The sequence below is a fragment of the Bartonella sp. LJL80 genome (assembly GCF_054871565.1).
The window spans coordinates 333,179-350,336 of sequence record NZ_JBTXLM010000004.1; the positions used below are offsets into that span (position 1 = coordinate 333,179).

A 17,158-nucleotide genomic window follows, 5' to 3' on the forward strand; every position below is an offset into this window, starting at 1 on the left:
ACGGCCATGACAATCGGCCTTTATCAGACTCTATCTAGCGTCTTTCTTGCGCAAAAAAAAGACTTAATCCCGAATTTGCATCGGTTTTTCATGACCAAATGCAATATCAATCAGGCTCATTTATGTCCAGTGTTTGACGCAATATCACATATGCATCGTATCAGGTCGGAATTTGACGGGGAAAGCTGCGGAAGTAATTCGCGGGCTTTTCAACCTTTTGTGTGACCTGACTGCGTTTTCTATTTGCTTCTAAAACCGCCAGAGCGGTCATATTGACCACTCCACGCGATGTAACCGATGGGGTAAGGATATGCGCAGGTCTTGATGGGCCTAACAATATCGGGCCAACGTGAAGTGCATCTGTTAGGTTTTTCACGACGTTTAAAGTGATGTTTGCTGCGTCTAGATTTGGGAAAACAAGGAGATTTGCTTCGCCTTTTAATCTTGATCCTGGAAAAACACGGTCGCGGAGCGTTTGCGACAGTGCTGCGTCACCGTGCATTTCTCCATCTGATTCGAGATCCGGATAACGCGCGGCTAAGATTTCGCTGGCTCGTCTCATCTTTCGCGCACTGGCGCTATCTTTGGACCCAAAATTTGAATGGGATAGCAATGCCACTTTTGGCTCTATACCAAAGCCGCGTACCTCGTCAGCTGCGAGTGCCGCAATTTCGGCCAGTTCCTCTGACGTTGGATCAGCGTTAACATATGTGTCCGTGAGAAAGAGCGTTCCTCGCTGTGATATTAACAAGCTGAGGGCAGAAAAGTGGCTGACATTTTCGTCAATTCCAATGATCTGCTCGACAAGTTGCAAATTGCGTTCAAAACGACCGCCCAAGCCACAAATCATCGCGTCAGCTTCGTCTCGCATAACAGCAAGAGCAGCAATGGCCGTTGTCGATGTTCTGACGATTGTTTTTGCAACTTCAGGAGTTACCCCGCGACGACCAGTGTAATGCAAAAACAAATCAACATAGTCACGATAGCGCGGATCGTCTTCTGGATTGATTAATTCAAAATCCGTACCTGGCCTGATGCGTAAGCCAAAGCGCTTCAAGCGTGCCTCTACGACATTTGGCCGCCCAATCAAAATCGGCATAGCTGTTTGCTCTTCCAGTACAACTTGTGCAGCCCTTAGCACCCGCTCGTCTTCACCGTCAGCATAGATGACGCGTTTGCATTCGGCAGATTTCGCAGCAGCAAAGACCGGCTTCATTATCAACCCAGAGCGGAATACGAACCGATTTAATTCATCGAGATATGCCGCCATATCTTTAATAGGACGCATTGCGACGCCGGTCTCCATTGCCGCTTTGGCGACCGCGGGAGCGATGCGTAATATGAGACGTGGATCAAAAGGCGAGGGGATCAGGTAATCAGGACCAAAACCCGTCGTTTCTCCAGAATATGCGCGTGCAACAACGTCGGAAGATTCTTCGCGCGCCAACGCGGCGATCGCATAGACAGCGGCGGCTTTCATCTCCTCGTTGATGGCAGTCGCACCAACATCAAGGGCACCGCGAAAAATATAGGGGAAACACAGAACATTGTTCACCTGATTCGGATAATCAGATCGTCCAGTACAAATGAGTGCATCAGGCCTAACAGCCCTTGCCTCTTCCGGCATAATTTCAGGCGTTGGGTTTGCCAAGGCCATAATCAATGGTTTAGGTGCCATCTTTTCCAGCATTTCGGGTTTCAAGACACCACCGGCCGAGACACCTAAAAACACGTCGGCATCTATTATTATTTCGTTTAATTTTCTGGCTTCCGTTTTTTGTGCATAGATGCTTTTCCAGCGGTCCATAAGCGCTTGCCGGCCTTCATAAACGACGCCTTCAAGGTCACTGAGCCAAATATTTTCCACCTTTGCTCCGAGGCGGACGAGCAAGTTTATGCACGCTAATGCCGCAGCTCCCGCCCCTGAAGTTACTATCTTTGCGTCTTCGATCTTTTTATTGGCAAGGTCTAGCCCATTTATCACTGCAGCGGCGACGATGATCGCGGTGCCGTGCTGGTCATCATGAAAAACTGGGATATTCATTTTTGCGCGCAATTGTTCTTCGACTTCGAAGCATTCTGGCGCCTTTATATCTTCAAGATTGATGCCGCCGAAGGTCGGCTCCAATGCTGAGACTGTATCAACCATGCGCGGGATGTCGTTGGCGTCAATTTCAATATCGAAGACGTCAATATTGGCAAACTTCTTGAATAGAACGGCTTTTCCTTCCATTACCGGCTTTGAAGCAAGTGGGCCTATGTTTCCAAGTCCTAGGACCGCGGTGCCATTTGAGATGACCGCGACAAGATTGGCACGCGAAGTGTATTGTGCAGCGAGTTCGGGGTCATCGTGTATAGCCATGCAAGGTGCTGCAACGCCCGGCGAGTAGGCGAGGGCCAAATCACGCTGGTTACCAAGCGGTGTCGTCGGCTGAATTTCTAATTTTCCCGGTTTGGGATAACGATGATAGAATAATGCGGCTTCTTCTAATTCAGCACGTTGCGCATTAATGTTTTTATTTGTCATAGCAGTTATCCGATTTTAGAATGCGCTGGCGTAAGCGCCGCCATCAATTATGAGATTCTGTCCGGTGATGAAACCAGACTTTTCTGAACAGAGAAATGCACAAGCGTGCCCGAACTCCTCTGGATCGCCAAAGCGGTTAGCAGGGTTCTGTTTTTTCCGTTCGTTTACGAGGTCTTCTATCTTGTCATCACTTTTAGTTGCCGACGCTGCGAAGCCTTGCAGCAGGCGATCTGTCGCAAAAGGACCCGGTAGAATATTGTTAATTGTCACATTATGACAAACGACAGTTCTGGCGATACCTGCGAGGAATGAAGTGAGACCTGCACGGGTGCCTGACGATAGATCAAGCCCGACAATTGGCGCATAGACCGATGTCGATGTTATATTGACGATACGCCCGAACCTACGTGACACCATCCCATCAAGAACCGATTGAATTAATTCAATTGGCGTTACCATGTTTTGCGCAACACCGGCAAGTATGGCTTCGCGATCGAGTTGCCTGAAATCTCGAAACGGTGGTCCTGCGTTATTGTTGACAAGTATGTCAGGCGTAGGACAAGCATTCAAAAGTGCCTCCTGACCTTCCGCTGTTGACACATCGGCTGCCACCGTTGTTACCCTCACGCCTGTCGCAGTCGCGATTTCAGTGGCGGTGGCATGGAGTGTTTTGCTATTGCGGCCGTTAATGACCACATCACATCCTTCTTTAGCCAAAGCTAATGCGCAAGCCTTCCCAAGGCCTTTGCTGGAGGCGCATACAATTGCAGTACGTCCTTTAAGTCCCAAATCCATAAATTTGCCTCCATTGTCGCTTTAATATCGACAACCAAACAGGGCCAGTACAGAAACTGGCGCATATTTAGTCCAGCGATTTACATAGCTATTTGTATTCGCGAATCTATGCCAATAGCAAGGCACAGTGTACAGGCTTGCGGAGAATGCATTCTACACGAATTAGTGAGGGTGTGACTTTGATGGTTAATGACGTATTAATCTTTGTGAGCGAGGATGCACAACAGAGATTCGCTATATGAATAGGGTATTGGACGCAATTTATGAGTGATCCGGCTAATCAAGCACGACAACAGAATGCGGCCGCAGTCGAATATTCGGTTGAAGGTTCCGTTCTGTCAGTTTCTTGCCACGGAAACTGGAATACGCATACGGTTCATCTTGTTGATGATCGAGTGCGCATGTTGGAGGTTACAGATTGCAAGCGGGCGGTTCTAGACGCATCCGGTATGACCGGCCTTGATACGGCTGGTGCATGGGTACTAGAGCGCTTGTATGTCAAGCTCAAAGAAAAAGGTGTGGATGTGGAACTGCAAGGCGCGCGTGAAGCGTGGCACTCCCTTTTGGTGACAGTGGGGCACAGTTTTGAAGATAGAGATGATAGTCTCAGCGTTGCCAAGCCTCCCGTATACATCCGTTTTTTTTCTTTTTTCGGCGAAAAGGTCGTGAATGGCGGGAACGACTTTCTTCTCGCTATGCATATACTCGGGGCGACTATTCGTGGTTCGCAGATGAAGCGTGGAAGGGGATCGGGCATTAGTTTGCCCGCTGTCGTGACACAAATTGATCGAATGGGCGTTGGTGCGGTGCCAATTATCATTCTTATGTCATTCATCGTTGGCGCTATCATTGCACAGCAGGGTGCCTTTCAGTTGCGATTGTTTGGTGCTGAAATTTTCGTCGTGGACCTTGTCGGTATTCTAGTTTTTCGGGAATTGGGTGTACTTCTCACGGCCATAATGATTGCAGGTCGTTCAGGGAGCGCTATTACTGCAGAAATTGGCTCTATGAAGATGCGGGAGGAAACGGATGCACTCAAGGTTATGGGACTCAATCCGATTGGGGTGCTTGTATTTCCTCGCCTTGTAGCATTGGCTATCATCCTTCCTTTGTTGACGGTTGTGGCAGATTTGTCTGCATTGCTCGGAGCTTGTGTTGTTGCCAACGTCTATTCAAACATTTCATACGAAGCATTTATGACGCGGCTTAATGACGCCGTCTGGACAACCACTTATTTTGCGGGTTTAATCAAAGCGCCGTTCATGGCGTTGATTATCGGTATTATTGCGTCTGTCGAGGGTTTGAAAGTCGGCGGTAGTGCAGAATCCTTAGGACAGCGAGTTACATCTTCTGTCGTTAAATCTATTTTTGTTGTGATTGTGATAGATGGGTTTTTCGCAATCTTTTATGCTGCAATTAATTTTTGAGTGGGAACGCGGTGCAAAAAAACAAACAAACTCCGTCAACACTTGATCTGAATACCGATAAAATTATTTCGGTACGGGATGTCACAGTCCAATTCGGGAATAAAAAGGTTCTTGATGGTCTTGATCTCGATATCCATCGTGGAGAGATACTTGGTTTTATCGGTCCTTCGGGGGCAGGTAAATCAGTGTTGATGCGAACAATTTTAGGTCTTAACCAAAAAGTATCTGGGAAGATCGAAATTTTGGGGCAGGACATAGATCACATAAGTGATCGACAAAAAGTCGAAATTGATATGCGCATGGGCGTGTTGTTTCAGCATGGTGCCTTATTTTCAGCGCTGAATGTGCTGGAGAATATCCAAGTTCCTATGCGTGAATATCTTGATCTATCCCCAAAATTGATGGACGAGCTTGCGCGTTTGAAGATTTCTCTCGTCGGACTTGAGGCTGATACCGCGGAAAAGTTCCCTTCCGAACTCTCAGGCGGTATGATTAAACGTGCGGCTTTGGCGCGCGCTTTAGCACTTGATCCACATATAGTGTTCCTGGATGAGCCGACATCTGGTTTGGATCCGATTGGCGCCGCTGATTTTGATGAATTAATTGCGGATTTGCGCGATACTATGGGGCTTACCGTTTATATGGTAACACATGATCTAGACAGCCTGTACGCGGTGTGTGACCGTATAGCCGTACTTGGGCATAAAAAGGTTATGGTTGAAGGGACTATTGAGGATATGTTGCAGGTTGACGATCCTTGGGTGCAATCTTATTTTCGCGGTAAGCGTGCCCGTCAAATTAATCCGACGGAACATCGCCGTAGAACAGTTATAACGAAAGAAACGGCAGGATAAGATGGAAACTAGGGCAAACTATGTTACGGTTGGTATATTTACCGTCATCACGCTTATTGCCGCCTTTATGATTGTTTTTTTCATTTCGCGGATGGGAGAAACGCGGCATTTAGAGCCTCTTGATGTGCGTATCCCCGGCTCTGTAACCGGCCTTGGAGAAAGCAGTCAGGTGTTCTTCAATGGTATTCGAGTAGGGACCGTTCGCCGTTTGATCCTTGACGATACGAATCCCAACATGGTTATAGCCAAAACCGAGATCAATGGTACGACGCCTATAACCCGTTCGACAGTAGCTACCCTGGGATTTCAGGGGCTAACCGGTCTAGCCTTTATTGAACTTAAAGGTGGCAGTTTGAATGAACCGAATCTCCTTGAGGAAGCTAAGCGGGAAGATACGGTGGCGCGTATTGATGCTGATCCTTCAACGTTTAATAACCTGCTTGCTACAGCTCAAGATATTTTTGCCCGCGCTAATTCTGCTTTGGGTGAACTGGAAGGCTTTATAAAGGATGTTCGTGAACCATTAACAGAAACTGTGAAAAATACGCGCGATTTTTCCCATACACTCAGCAACAACACCGATAACGTACAGAAGATTATGGATGATACACGTCAGATGATGGCGAGGTTGAATACTGCCTCAGAAAAAGCCGATGCGATAATGGCGAAGCTTGACACAATGCTTTCTCCGGATAACCGCAATAGCGTGGTTGTCCAAGCTCAAAAAACCCTTCTTTCTATTCAGGACGCGGCTGATACACTTAATAATCACATCGGCCCTATAGCTAACAATCTGGAGAGATTCTCGGGTCAAGGCTTACGGAATGTTGAAGCATTGGTGAATGACAGTCGTCGTTCTGTTGACCGTATTGAACAGGCGATTTCAGATCTGGAACGCGACCCACAACGAATTATTTTTGGCGGTACTGGAACCGTACCACAATATGACGGGAGAACACGTCGATGATATTCATGCCGCGGAAATATAGAAGAGCGTCTGCGATTGCTGCAGCATCCTTACTGGCGACTACAGTGTTGTCGGCATGTGGTTCGGCCCCGCGCGACACGTTCGATCTCTCCGTCAATACAGTTGCAACGGATATCAATGCCAAGCATAAAAAAATACAATTATTGATTGCAAAACCTAGTGCAGTCAAGGCGCTGGATGGGCAGGACATCGTCATCCGTGAAGGGGAATCTATCGCTTACCTCAGACAGGCGCAATGGAGTGATCGACTTCCTGATCTAATTCAAGCCCGTTTGGTTCAAGCCTTCGACAATAGCAACCGTTTTGGTGGCGTTGGAAGACCGGGGGATGGACTAGCCGTTAACTATCAGATTTTGACTGATATCCGAGCCTTTGATGTCAAAGTGTCTGGTGCACGCCGCATCGCTACGGTGGAGATTGGCGTAAAAATCATGGATGATCGAAATGGAAGTATCAAGGCAACGAGAGTGTTTACAGCGCAGTCATCGGTAACAGGTACAGGCAACGATCAATATGCTAGAGCATTGAATACCGCATTTGAAACGATGACGATGGACATTGTGAATTGGACGATCTCCAGTATTTGACAGATATTGAACTGCTTGTTCATTCGCTAGATTTTCAAACAAAAAAGGGAAATCCATCGGATTTCCCTTTTTTGTTGTTCATCATCCTCTGACTTACTGGATACGACCGCTGGCATGAGCAAGCATCGTGTAAACCTTTCCGGTGTCAGAAGTCAGATAGTTGCGCACTGTCGCATTGTTTCCGGTGTCACGTGATACGTCTCGTAACAATTTCTCAAAATCAGCGATATACTGATTGACCGAGCGGCGGAATTCGCTATCAACCGCATATTTCTGCCTAATTTTTTCGAATGTTTGTTGACCATTCAGTGTGTAGAGGCGTTGCGTATAGATATTACGCTGACCGCGACGATAATGATCCCAAAGCTCCACAGCCGCGTTATGGTCAATGGCGCGCACGATATCGACTGAAAGCGAATTTAATGATTCAACAACATGATCGGGCGTACGTGTTTGTTTCACCTTAGACATTGTTGCAACATTTGCCTCGTCACCACGAGAAGCTCTGGCTAGAAGGTTTGATACCCAACCATCTCTCGTTGTTGATGCTGATGCGTAAGGTTGTGTAAACGTTTTTGCAGCTACATTCGCTTTATTGTATGCATTATCCGGACGCATTTTTACATCGTTTAATACTGGCGCATCATTTCCACGATTTGGTCGTGATATTCCAATATTTTTTGCATTTTGCTGCATTGCGCCGGACAATTCCTGAAGAGCCTTTATCTGGTCAGCTACAGCATGGCGCATTGAATCAGTCGATTCTTTGGTTTGGCTTGGCAGCATACGCATGCTCGTGTGAATATCATTACTGGTTTTTGCCAGTTCTGACTTAATTGCCTCTGCAGAACGGCGGATATCCTCCGTTGCTCCAGAGAAGCGAGCTGCAGCATCATTCACAATTTCGGTAAGGCTGTGTTGCATCTGTGCAGCCGAGTCACGAGCTCCTTTATCAGTACGCTGCAACGCTGCACCTATCACGCTCTCATAATGAGCAATCACCTGATTGATTTCGTCTGATTTAAGCGCCAAAGCTTCGCTTAATTGCGAGAGTGCATTTTGCTTGTCTGCGAGTGTCGCATTCAGCGTGTTTTGCGACTGATCAAGCATTTGCACAGCCTGATTTAATACACCGGCATGCTGTTCGAAGTTCTGAGTCATTTGGCTAATTTGCTCAAATGTATGCTGCGACAGTCCCTGCAACATTTCAACATTGCCGTTTAGCATATGACTTGAATTGTTAAGATGTTCGGCAATCTGTGTGCTATTCTGATAGAAGTGATTGGCTGTTTCATTGAACTGCCCATCAATATTCTGAATGGATGAAATCAGGTTGTGTGCATTTTCGCCAATGCTCTGCACGGATTGATCCATTTGACCTAGCAAAGCAGATACATTGCCAATCAAATCTTCCTTCACGGAAGATACTGCCTGTAATGTTTCAGCACTCCGTTGAGCAAACGCGTTCATGAGTGCTTCATTTTGCGCATAAATACGTTGCTCGGACTCTTGTGCTGCAACGTTGAGCTGCTCGCCGAAATGGCTTGCAAGAGTGCCAAGCGACGAACTTGTCTGTTGAGCCGCTTGTGCCAAACTCTCTGTCATATTCGTCAAGTGATCAACTTGTCCGGTTATCTGAGAGGCTGCGTTGTTGGTAGCCGAGTTAAGTGTCTCGCCAATCGTATTAAGCTGATTACCCAAGCTATTTTGCAACTGTTGTACAGTTTCATTCAAGAACAAGGAACGATCAGCGAGAGACTGTTCAATTGACGAAGCGGATGTTGTCAAGGTTTCATTAAACCGGTCTGCGTGCTGCTGAATGATTGTTTCAGCGCGCATCATCTCTTCATTTAGTGAAGTGGTCAAGCCAAGGCCAGCCTGCGCGAAGCGGCCAGCAGCTTCATCGACCTGTTGGTTTAATGAAGATAACAATTTATCGCCCACGGCAGTTAACGTTTCACCGGCTTGGGCCGTTTCTGCAGTAAGAGTGGAGGCAACGCGTTTACCGGACGCTGAGAGCACACTTTCAGCTTTTACAGCTACATCAGCAAAGGAAGACACAAGTTCCTCACCGACTGTGGCGATTGCCGTCTGTACTTTGCCAGTGTGTTCGCTAAGCGAGGAAACAACGTTATTGCCGATAGTTGATAGCGTTGTGCGAAGTTTTGTAGCTTCTTCATTAAACGACGAGATTACCCCTTCACCAGATTGAGAAAGCAGCTGGGCAGCTCGCTCAGTCTCAGCTGAGATATTGGAGACGATTTTTTCACCCGAATTGGAAACTATCTCTGACGCTTTGTTGGTCACATCCGTCAACGATGTTAATAGCTCGCCATTGGTTTCTGAAAAGACGCTGTTGGCCTTTTCTGCTTGGGCGGAAAGGGTCGATACGATAAGGTTACCGGCAGTAGCCACAATATCGGATGCCTTGTCTGTCGCTTTCGATAAGTCGTCAACGAGTTTGCTGTTCGTATTTTCAAGGATTGAAGATGCTTTGGTTGTTTCTGCGGACAGGATACTCACCAGCTTTTCACTGGCATCCGTAACAGTCACGGCCGCTTTTTCAGCTTCAATTGAGAGGCTGTTGACCATCTGATTACGTGCTGTGTCAATGATATTTCCAGCCTTTTGCGCCTCTTCACTGAAAGATGTCGAAGCCGCAACAAGGTTTTCACGCAGATTACCGGCCAGCGTAACGGCGGATGTTTCGAGCGCTTGTCTAACGTTTTGAACACCTACATCCAAGGCTTTCTGCATGGTCTGTGTACGCTCATCCAAAATCGCGGTTTGCTCAGAAAATGACTGTTTTATCTGGTCATTGTTTTCAGTGACAACGGTTTTGAGTTCGTTGGATCTTTGCGCCAACACCGTCGTCTGTTTTTCCAGAGATTGGCTTACATCGCTAAGTGTACGCGATAGGTTTTCCTCGAGCATTGTTGCTCGCTCGGAAATCTGACGGCTCTGATTGGTCAAGTTCTCGTTGAGCGAACCAATACGGGTGTCAATAGAGTCAATGAGTGAACCATTCGATTGGCTCAGCGCCGCCTTTAAAAGTTCGGTGTGGCTTTCCAATGTTTCAAGGTGTCCGGCGAAAGTCGCTTTCAGGACTTCACCATTACTGTTGACAGCATTTTCCACCAAAGAAACCTGCTTACCAAGCGCATCACCAAAATGTAGATCACCTTCAGCGATAACTTCGCGGATATGGTCTATACGTTGTTCAAGAACTCGTGCCTGATCGGCCAACACTTCATTCAATGCTGAACTGTTTACTGTTAAAGAATCACGTAATGCATCGGCGCGAACATCAATATTCCTCGCTTGGGTATCCAAAACGTCTTTTGCGGTCTCAAAACTTTTCGAGATTGCCGATTGAAGCGCTACAGTTCGTTCGTCTATGCTATTTACGTGATCACGCGCATGTTGATCGAACGTACGAACGTTTGCCACCAAGACTTCTTCAATATCTGTGACATGTTTGGACAATACGTCCATTTGCCCCTTGACTGTATCCGCAAGTTTATCCGTTTCACCTTCCAGCATGGAGGATATCAACTCGCGACCTTCTGCCAGCTGCGATTTGAAATCATCTGAACGGCTTCGAAGCACATCGGCAATAGACGTGTTAACGCTGTTAACTTCGTCCGCAAGCGACTGCTTACTGTCACTTATGGCAGTCAGAATATTGTTGCGGCCTTCGGTAAAAGTATTTGCAATATCGATTGTGCGCTCTTTCAACGTTTCATTGATTTGGCTTGCACGTGCTTCAAGGATGTTACCGAGTTTTTCCGTGTTTTCTTCCAAAGTCTGTGCGCGAGCGATAAAGGAATGGATGATCGAACTGCTGCGTTCGCCCAACGAGGTGTCAACCTCAGCTAAACGCTTTTCAAACGCTTCAATTGCTGCGACAGTTGTATTGTCGAAGCGCGAAGATAGAGTTTCTGCACGCTCTCCTAGGCTGGAGATCTTCTCGTCAAAATCATTTAGAGAACGATTGCTACGATCTACCACAGCTTCGTCTAATACTTTGAATTTTTCATCGAAGTTCGATAGAGCAAGCTCAGCCGCTGCCTTCATGCGGTTTGCGATTTCTTCAGCGCGCAACTCGGCTTCTGCAGCACCATCGCTAAAAGTATCTGCAAGCTTTTTTCCATTACTATCAAATCGTTGCGCTGCAACGTTGAACCGTTCTTCGAGATTGTCAAAAAGCTCGGCATTTTGCTTTTGTATCTGTTGAGCCGTCTGACTAAACTTAGCGGCAAGCTCACCGCTCACACCTTCACCCGCGTGTGAAAGTCTGGCAACGAGATCTTCGCCTTGTTTCTGCAGTGTCTGTGAAAGCGTGAGCGCAACACTTTCTACATTTGTCGCGATATTTGATGTAATAGACCCAAATTCATCGTTGAGCTGACTCTGTGTGCCACGGATCGTTGATTGAACACGATCAGCATGACTGAGAATAGCTTCGCGCTCGTTACTCAATTCACTTATCAACGTGTGGATTCGTGTTTCATTTTCGGCATAAGCGCGTTCAAGGTTATGTACTTCACCTTGAATGAGCGCCTCAAGTTCCACTGCACGCGATAAGGTACGTTCGATTCCCTCGCTCATTGCAGCAACTTCCTGGCGCACTGTCTGGCCCAAGGAGATAACCTGATCTTCAGTTGTTTTCTGTGGTTGACTTAACCGCAATGCTGCATCGGTCATCGCAGCTGCGACATTCTGCAACTCATTTGAACGTTTTGCCAGCTGAGCAAAACCCCAGAACATCAAAATAGGTACAGCCGTTCCAGCAGCCACCGCCATACCAACAGGCGTGACGGCAAACGCGCCAAGTGAACCAAGTCCGGCCGGCGCCAAATTGCTAGCAACAAAAGCGCCGCCAGCGGCCCACATAGCGCTTAAAGCTGTAGTGCTCCAGTAAATACGTGAAGACGGCTTGCGAGCAAGACTACGGCGGGCAGTCGCTATAGTTACGTCGTCATTTGCAGGCCGAGGTTGAGACACGACCATTGTATCCCGTACCGTGCCACCAGATGTATCACGCGCGGGTTTTTGTCCAAAGAGCTGTTCGGCTACCGATTCATCAACGGCAGGCCCTGCTGCACCTCTACCAGCAGCAAATGGAGCGTTTTCAGCAGCCAATTCTTCTGTTGCCAACGCGATTTGTTCTGCAAGGTCGTCCAGATCAATAAGGCTTTCGGTGTCATCTATCGCAATATCATCGATAGCGGCGTCATCAAAATTGAAGTCCAGCGCTTGCTCTAACGCTTCTTCGACTTCGACTTCGATCTTTTGTGCCTTGGTCCTGCGTGCCATATCTGCCTCTTTACTCGATACACATTGAAAGGATAAGGGGCCTTCCAATAAAGGTTACCTATCCTATCCTTTAAGGATTTAGAAAGGAATATGTTCTTGTCCAAAGTTTGAAAAGTTTCAGGTTAAAGTTAACGCCGCTGTTGCAGATAAATATATTTTGCTATAAAAATGAATAAAAACATGAGGTTATATGTAGGTGGTGCCTGTGCGAATATTGTTTATAACGCAACCAGATAAAAAGCAATTTGCTGTGGATGGTGTTGAAGGGGCGACGCTAATGGAAACAGCTGTTCAAAACGAAGTGCCGGGCATCTTGGCTGAATGCGGCGGTGCCTGTTCATGCGCTACATGTCATGTGATCATTGACGATAGTTGGATTGACCGCGTTGGATATCCCAATTCAATGGAAGAAGATATGTTGGATTTTGCATATGAAACCCAAGATAATTCACGCCTGTCCTGCCAGATCGTTTTGGATGGGACGATGGACGGTATGATAGTACACGTCCCATCGCGTCAAGCTTAAAATATCTTATTTTTTAGTTTCTTGCAGTTGGTTCACGCGGGCTATCAGGAGATTGTAAAAACGCTTTTCAAAATTTATCGATTCTACACGATCAAACTGTTTTTGTGCCTCATCATGTTTTTTCAAAATTTCTAATGTTGTTTTTTCTATATTGCGACTAAGTGTAGCGCAGTCCTTTTGATAGGGTAGGGCCTGTATTGCATGCTCAATTTCTGACGCATGAGCACGTGCAATGACGATATGACTTTCTTCATGACGCTTAATGTCGCGTGATAATGTATCCCAGACAACCGCCATTTCGACGGATTTCGTCTTATTTCGCTGCTGCCATCTTGGCAACAAGACTTTCGCCCGAACATCAACATTCACATGGTCGACTTTGCAATATTTTCCGCTGCGAACGAGTTTTAATTTGGGGTCGAATGATATGGTAGTTGCCCCGGGATGATGTTGTCCTGTGCTTTTTAGATATGGACCTTTGCGTGTCAATGCTTTGTCTAACTGTGCAGCGGTCGTTCCAGAAATGGTATAATATTTAACAGTTTTGTAAATCTTGGCTGCTTGTGCACCATTGGGGAGTGCGGCAAAGAGCAGATAAGCGGTTGCTATCGCACTCAAAGTTTTTTCTAACATCATTCATCCTGCTTTGTTTGGCATAATATTCTATCAACAATGATTGCATGAATGTGGTAAAATTGCATTCGGAAAATTAAAATCTGAAAGACGACGACGATCAGTATGATGACGAAATGGAAGATCGGTGGTGGCAATTCCATCACATTATCAGAAACTGCAATAATTATGGGAATTCTGAATGTTACACCAGATTCCTTTTCTGATGGTGGAGCTTATGTGCACCTTCAAAATGCTATAGATCATGCGGATCATATGATTCTTGATGGTGCTCACATTATTGACATTGGTGGCGAATCTACTCGCCCAGGGTTTGATGTTTTGCATCCTCAAGATGAGCAGCAGCGGGTTTTGCCAGTCATAGAAGCGCTTCATGGCTTAGGCAACGCGTTACTATCGATTGATACTTATCATGCAAAAACTGCTGAAAAAAGTATTCAAGCAGGTGCTCATATTGTGAATGATGTTTGGGGTCTGCAAAAAGATGATGAGATGGCCAATATCATCGCGCAAAGCGGGGCAGGCATTGTTGTTATGCACAATTCGCGTGACCGAGAGGTTAAGTCTGATTTAATCGAAGATCAGAAGTTCTTCTTCGATTTATCACTTAATATAGCATCTAAAGCAGGAATATCCGATGATGCGATTGTTTTGGATCCCGGATTTGGATTCGGTAAGGATGCGAAGCAGAATTTGGAAATCATGCGAAGAGCATCAGAGCTTCATTGCTTTGGAAAGCCTCTTTTGGCAGCTACATCCAGAAAGAGGTTTTTAGGGGCAATTACCGGTCATGAGAATGCTAGACAGCGAGATGTTGCAACATCAGCAACATCAGTAATTTTGAGGCAAGCCGGATTTTCGATATTCCGGGTTCATGATGTGGGGATCAACAGAGATGCATTAGCGGTCATTGATGCTTTGCTCATGGCGAAAGGAGAGAACCCGTGACGCGCGCTTGGATTGCAATGGGCGGTAATGTAGGGGATGTGCAAACCACGATGAAACGGGCTTTAGAAAGTCTAAGACAATCGCGGGCCATCAAACTCAATGCCGTGTCATCTTTTTATCAAACACCGCCTTGGGGAAAGGTTGATCAATCTAGCTTTCTTAATCTTTGCTGCGAGCTTGAGACTGACCTTGCGCCAGAAGAACTTCTTCGTCTTTGTTTGCGCATAGAGCAAGAGCAGGGCAGGGTACGCGAAGAAAAGTGGGGGCCACGTACTCTAGATATCGACTTGCTTTTCTACGAAGGCGTTGAGGAATATCAATCCCCACGTCTCTCACTTCCGCACCCTTTTTTGACCCAGCGTCCATTTGTCTTGCAGCCGTTGAACGAGATAGCACCCGATCTCGTCATACATGGTAAGCCGGTACAAGAATGGAATGAACGATGCCGCGATCCTAATATTGTGATACTTACGACACAGTGAGCGTAGTAGATAAGCGAATAACCTAATATTGTTAATGACGAAATTGAAAAAAGCCGTTAAATGCGTTTTTCATGTTTGGCAGGGTGCGATCTTGCCTGTAGTTCCTTTTGAGGTGTCATATGCCGCGGGCATTTTCCAAATCTTCAGTTCTTATATCAGGTTTGCTTTTGGCTATTTCGGGTTGTACCGTCACGAAACCGGCGGGCGACAATTCCGCGCCACGCTTTGTCTCGCTCAATCCCATTCGGAATGTCGATCCGGATTTAGCACAAGCCTGCGTCAATAGCGCAGCCAATAAGTATTATCTTCCTACTCGTGTCATCAAAGCTGTCGACTCGCGTAAAGCAGGTGATGGCTCCACACAAGTTATCCTAAAAGTGGATTTGCGTGATGCGGTCTGCACGGTAAGTTCGGGCGGTGTTGTCAAGTCCGTAATTGATACTTCGCCAAAAAGCGCAGATCAGATAGCAGCTGAGGAACAAGCTGCGAAGGATGCTGCCACAAAAACCTCTGTACCTGCCAAAAACAGAGTTAAAACCTCACAGAGGCAGAATACTGATTCGTCGACTGTAAACGTTGCTGCCTCAACCAAGGCTGTCACGGAAAAAACAGCATCTACCGCTATCGCCAAGCCTGACGCGGCTGCTCCATCGGGGCAATCACTTTACTAAAGGCCGAAAGGATAGGATCTAGGCGTGTAAGCCCATAAACGATCTTGATGGTTGAATTTTCGTGTTTGACTTGAGCCGACAATCACAACTGATCGGCTTGTGACGCTATTTGGATCGAGTTCGCCTAGCTCGGTAATCGTCGTGATCTCGCCCTCGCGTGTAACATCCGTACCTACCATGATTAAGCGGTCAGGCGGGCAATGTTGGCGTAACAGCGCTATAACATCATAAATTTGGTGAGGTCTCGCTCTTGAAACGGGATTATAAAGGGCCATCACCATATCAGCCTTCAATGCTGATATTAGCCGTTCCTCAATTTTGTCCCAAGCTTTCAGATTGTTTGAAAGTGAAATTACCGCGAAGTCGTGCCCTAAGGGCGCGCCAATCTGGCTGGCCGCAGACTGTGCGGCTGTAATTCCGGGTTCTATCTGTAAACATACATTTTTCCAGGCAGGCTCCTTGCTTAGCTCTATACATTCCATGACGGCTGCGGCCATGGCAAATATACCGGGATCGCCAGAAGATACGATCGCCACGTTGCGACCGGTCGCTGCAAGTTGTAACGCTTTGTTCGATCGATCGAGTTCCTCGCGATTATTACTTGGATGGACTGTTTGATGGGGGGCATACGGACCAGCCAGCTTTATATAATAATCATATCCAAAGATGTCTGTTGCGCTGGCTAATGCAGTGCGTGCAGAAGATGTGAGGTATTTCTTATTTCCAGGACCAAGGCCGATCACGGAGAGAACTCCGACTTTGTTTGGTTTGCTCCGGTAAACAAGAGTGTTTTCGTTTCCCTTCGTTCCTTCCTGTTCAATAACGATCCTGAGGTTAGCTTGTGAATCCAAAGGCAGGGACGATGTTTGAAACCACGGGTGTTCACCAATGACGGATACAGATGCACCCGCTAATAATGCAGAGATGAAACCAGAAGCATGCTCTCTATTCATGAGTTCGAGATCGTCTGGTGGTGTTAGTAGATTGATGCCAAAACGCAGTGGGCCACTCGTCGTAATCGCTGCATAACTTTTAAGTGTATCGGATAGTTTATAGGCCAGATCGTTGGCGCCGCACGCTCCACCCAATAACGGCACCACTGTCGCGGCATCTTCGCTGATGCATAGGACTGGTGGCTCTTCAAATTTATTTTTCAGCAGGGGAGCCAATAGCCTTATAACAATACCGGTTGAGCAGAACGCGATGATGGGACGTTGATCTTGAAATGCTTGGACGATCGCATTCGACATGGTGTCAACGACAGTGCACGAATCGTGAGGGACGCGTCTTGTAGAGTAAATATCCACATTGTTTAGGCGCGCCGCTATCGTTAAGGCATGTTGCAGTGCATTTTCAGAAAAGATAAAAACTGCAGGATTTTTAAAACTCAACGGATGCAAA

General features: G+C 46.8%; 13 protein-coding genes. 8 read left to right on the plus strand and 5 right to left on the minus strand.

Annotated elements, in window-relative coordinates; genetic code table 11:
* Positions 1-160 precede the first annotated feature (160 nt).
* Positions 161-2,527 (minus strand): NADP-dependent malic enzyme, encoded by a 2,367-nt coding sequence (locus ACYSNS_RS08340; RefSeq protein WP_461722678.1) that lies wholly within the window; start codon positions 2,525-2,527, stop codon positions 161-163.
* 15 nt (positions 2,528-2,542) lie between these two features.
* Entirely contained in the window at positions 2,543-3,322 is a 780-nt protein-coding gene (locus ACYSNS_RS08345; protein ID WP_461722679.1) for an SDR family oxidoreductase, read from the minus strand.
* Between the two features lie 263 nt (positions 3,323-3,585).
* On the opposite strand from ACYSNS_RS08345, the gene ACYSNS_RS08350 reads away from it, so the two are divergent.
* Genes ACYSNS_RS08350 through ACYSNS_RS08365 form a run of 4 tightly spaced genes read left to right on the plus strand, consistent with a single transcriptional unit; the run spans position 3,586 to position 7,178 of the window.
* A complete protein-coding gene (locus tag ACYSNS_RS08350) occupies positions 3,586-4,749 on the plus strand; it encodes an MlaE family lipid ABC transporter permease subunit (protein WP_461722680.1) in 1,164 nt (387 codons plus the stop codon).
* 11 nt (positions 4,750-4,760) lie between these two features.
* Positions 4,761-5,603, plus strand: a complete 843-nt coding sequence (locus tag ACYSNS_RS08355) for an ABC transporter ATP-binding protein (protein ID WP_461722681.1) — start codon at positions 4,761-4,763, stop codon at positions 5,601-5,603.
* 1 nt (position 5,604) lies between these two features.
* Positions 5,605-6,570 carry an MlaD family protein gene (locus ACYSNS_RS08360; RefSeq protein WP_461722682.1) on the plus strand — a complete coding sequence of 322 codons (966 nt, stop codon included), beginning with the start codon at positions 5,605-5,607 and terminating at the stop codon, positions 6,568-6,570.
* Positions 6,567-7,178 (plus strand): ABC-type transport auxiliary lipoprotein family protein, encoded by a 612-nt coding sequence (locus ACYSNS_RS08365; RefSeq protein WP_461722683.1) that lies wholly within the window; start codon positions 6,567-6,569, stop codon positions 7,176-7,178. The genes ACYSNS_RS08360 and ACYSNS_RS08365 overlap by 4 nt, the downstream gene beginning before the upstream one ends.
* Before the next feature lie 93 nt (positions 7,179-7,271).
* Here the strand turns inward: ACYSNS_RS08365 and ACYSNS_RS08370 are convergent, their stop codons facing one another.
* Entirely contained in the window at positions 7,272-12,497 is a 5,226-nt protein-coding gene (locus ACYSNS_RS08370; RefSeq protein WP_461722684.1) for an apolipoprotein A-IV repeat region-like domain-containing protein, read from the minus strand.
* Positions 12,498-12,702: 205 nt separating this feature from the next.
* Between ACYSNS_RS08370 and ACYSNS_RS08375 the strand changes: the two genes are divergently transcribed.
* Positions 12,703-13,023: a 2Fe-2S iron-sulfur cluster-binding protein gene (locus tag ACYSNS_RS08375; protein WP_461722685.1), complete on the plus strand. Its 321-nt coding sequence runs from the start codon at positions 12,703-12,705 to the stop codon at positions 13,021-13,023.
* Between the two features lie 6 nt (positions 13,024-13,029).
* On the opposite strand, the gene ACYSNS_RS08380 is transcribed toward ACYSNS_RS08375, so the two are convergent.
* Positions 13,030-13,659, minus strand: coding sequence for a DUF922 domain-containing Zn-dependent protease (locus ACYSNS_RS08380; RefSeq protein WP_461722686.1), 630 nt, complete (start codon positions 13,657-13,659; stop codon positions 13,030-13,032).
* Between the two features lie 102 nt (positions 13,660-13,761).
* Between ACYSNS_RS08380 and folP the strand changes: the two genes are divergently transcribed.
* The 3 genes from folP (at position 13,762) to ACYSNS_RS08395 (ending at position 15,757) form a co-directional block, all read left to right on the plus strand.
* Positions 13,762-14,604, plus strand: coding sequence for a dihydropteroate synthase (gene folP, locus ACYSNS_RS08385; protein ID WP_461722687.1), 843 nt, complete (start codon positions 13,762-13,764; stop codon positions 14,602-14,604).
* On the plus strand, positions 14,601-15,086 hold the full coding sequence (folK, locus tag ACYSNS_RS08390; RefSeq protein WP_461722688.1) for a 2-amino-4-hydroxy-6-hydroxymethyldihydropteridine diphosphokinase: 486 nt from the start codon (positions 14,601-14,603) through the stop codon (positions 15,084-15,086). Before folP ends, folK begins: the two co-directional genes overlap by 4 nt.
* A gap of 119 nt (positions 15,087-15,205) precedes the next feature.
* Positions 15,206-15,757, plus strand: coding sequence for a hypothetical protein (locus tag ACYSNS_RS08395; RefSeq protein ID WP_461722689.1), 552 nt, complete (start codon positions 15,206-15,208; stop codon positions 15,755-15,757).
* On the opposite strand, the gene cobJ is transcribed toward ACYSNS_RS08395, so the two are convergent.
* Positions 15,754-17,157 carry a precorrin-3B C(17)-methyltransferase gene (gene cobJ, locus ACYSNS_RS08400; RefSeq protein ID WP_461722690.1) on the minus strand — a complete coding sequence of 468 codons (1,404 nt, stop codon included), beginning with the start codon at positions 17,155-17,157 and terminating at the stop codon, positions 15,754-15,756. The genes ACYSNS_RS08395 and cobJ overlap by 4 nt on opposite strands.
* Between the last annotated feature and the right edge of the window lies 1 nt (position 17,158).

Excerpts from the sequence above, each read along its gene's own strand:
- ACYSNS_RS08340 (WP_461722678.1), bottom strand. The coding sequence starts at position 2,527 with ATGACAAATAAAAACATTAATGCGCAACGTGCTGAATTAGAAGAAGCC.
- ACYSNS_RS08345 (WP_461722679.1), bottom strand. The coding sequence starts at position 3,322 with ATGGATTTGGGACTTAAAGGACGTACTGCAATTGTATGCGCCTCCAGC.
- ACYSNS_RS08350 (WP_461722680.1), top strand. The coding sequence starts at position 3,586 with ATGAGTGATCCGGCTAATCAAGCACGACAACAGAATGCGGCCGCAGTC.
- ACYSNS_RS08360 (WP_461722682.1), top strand. The coding sequence starts at position 5,605 with ATGGAAACTAGGGCAAACTATGTTACGGTTGGTATATTTACCGTCATC.
- ACYSNS_RS08365 (WP_461722683.1), top strand. The coding sequence starts at position 6,567 with ATGATATTCATGCCGCGGAAATATAGAAGAGCGTCTGCGATTGCTGCA.
- ACYSNS_RS08370 (WP_461722684.1), bottom strand. The coding sequence starts at position 12,497 with ATGGCACGCAGGACCAAGGCACAAAAGATCGAAGTCGAAGTCGAAGAA.
- ACYSNS_RS08380 (WP_461722686.1), bottom strand. The coding sequence starts at position 13,659 with ATGATGTTAGAAAAAACTTTGAGTGCGATAGCAACCGCTTATCTGCTC.
- folP (WP_461722687.1), top strand. The coding sequence starts at position 13,762 with ATGATGACGAAATGGAAGATCGGTGGTGGCAATTCCATCACATTATCA.
- ACYSNS_RS08395 (WP_461722689.1), top strand. The coding sequence starts at position 15,206 with ATGCCGCGGGCATTTTCCAAATCTTCAGTTCTTATATCAGGTTTGCTT.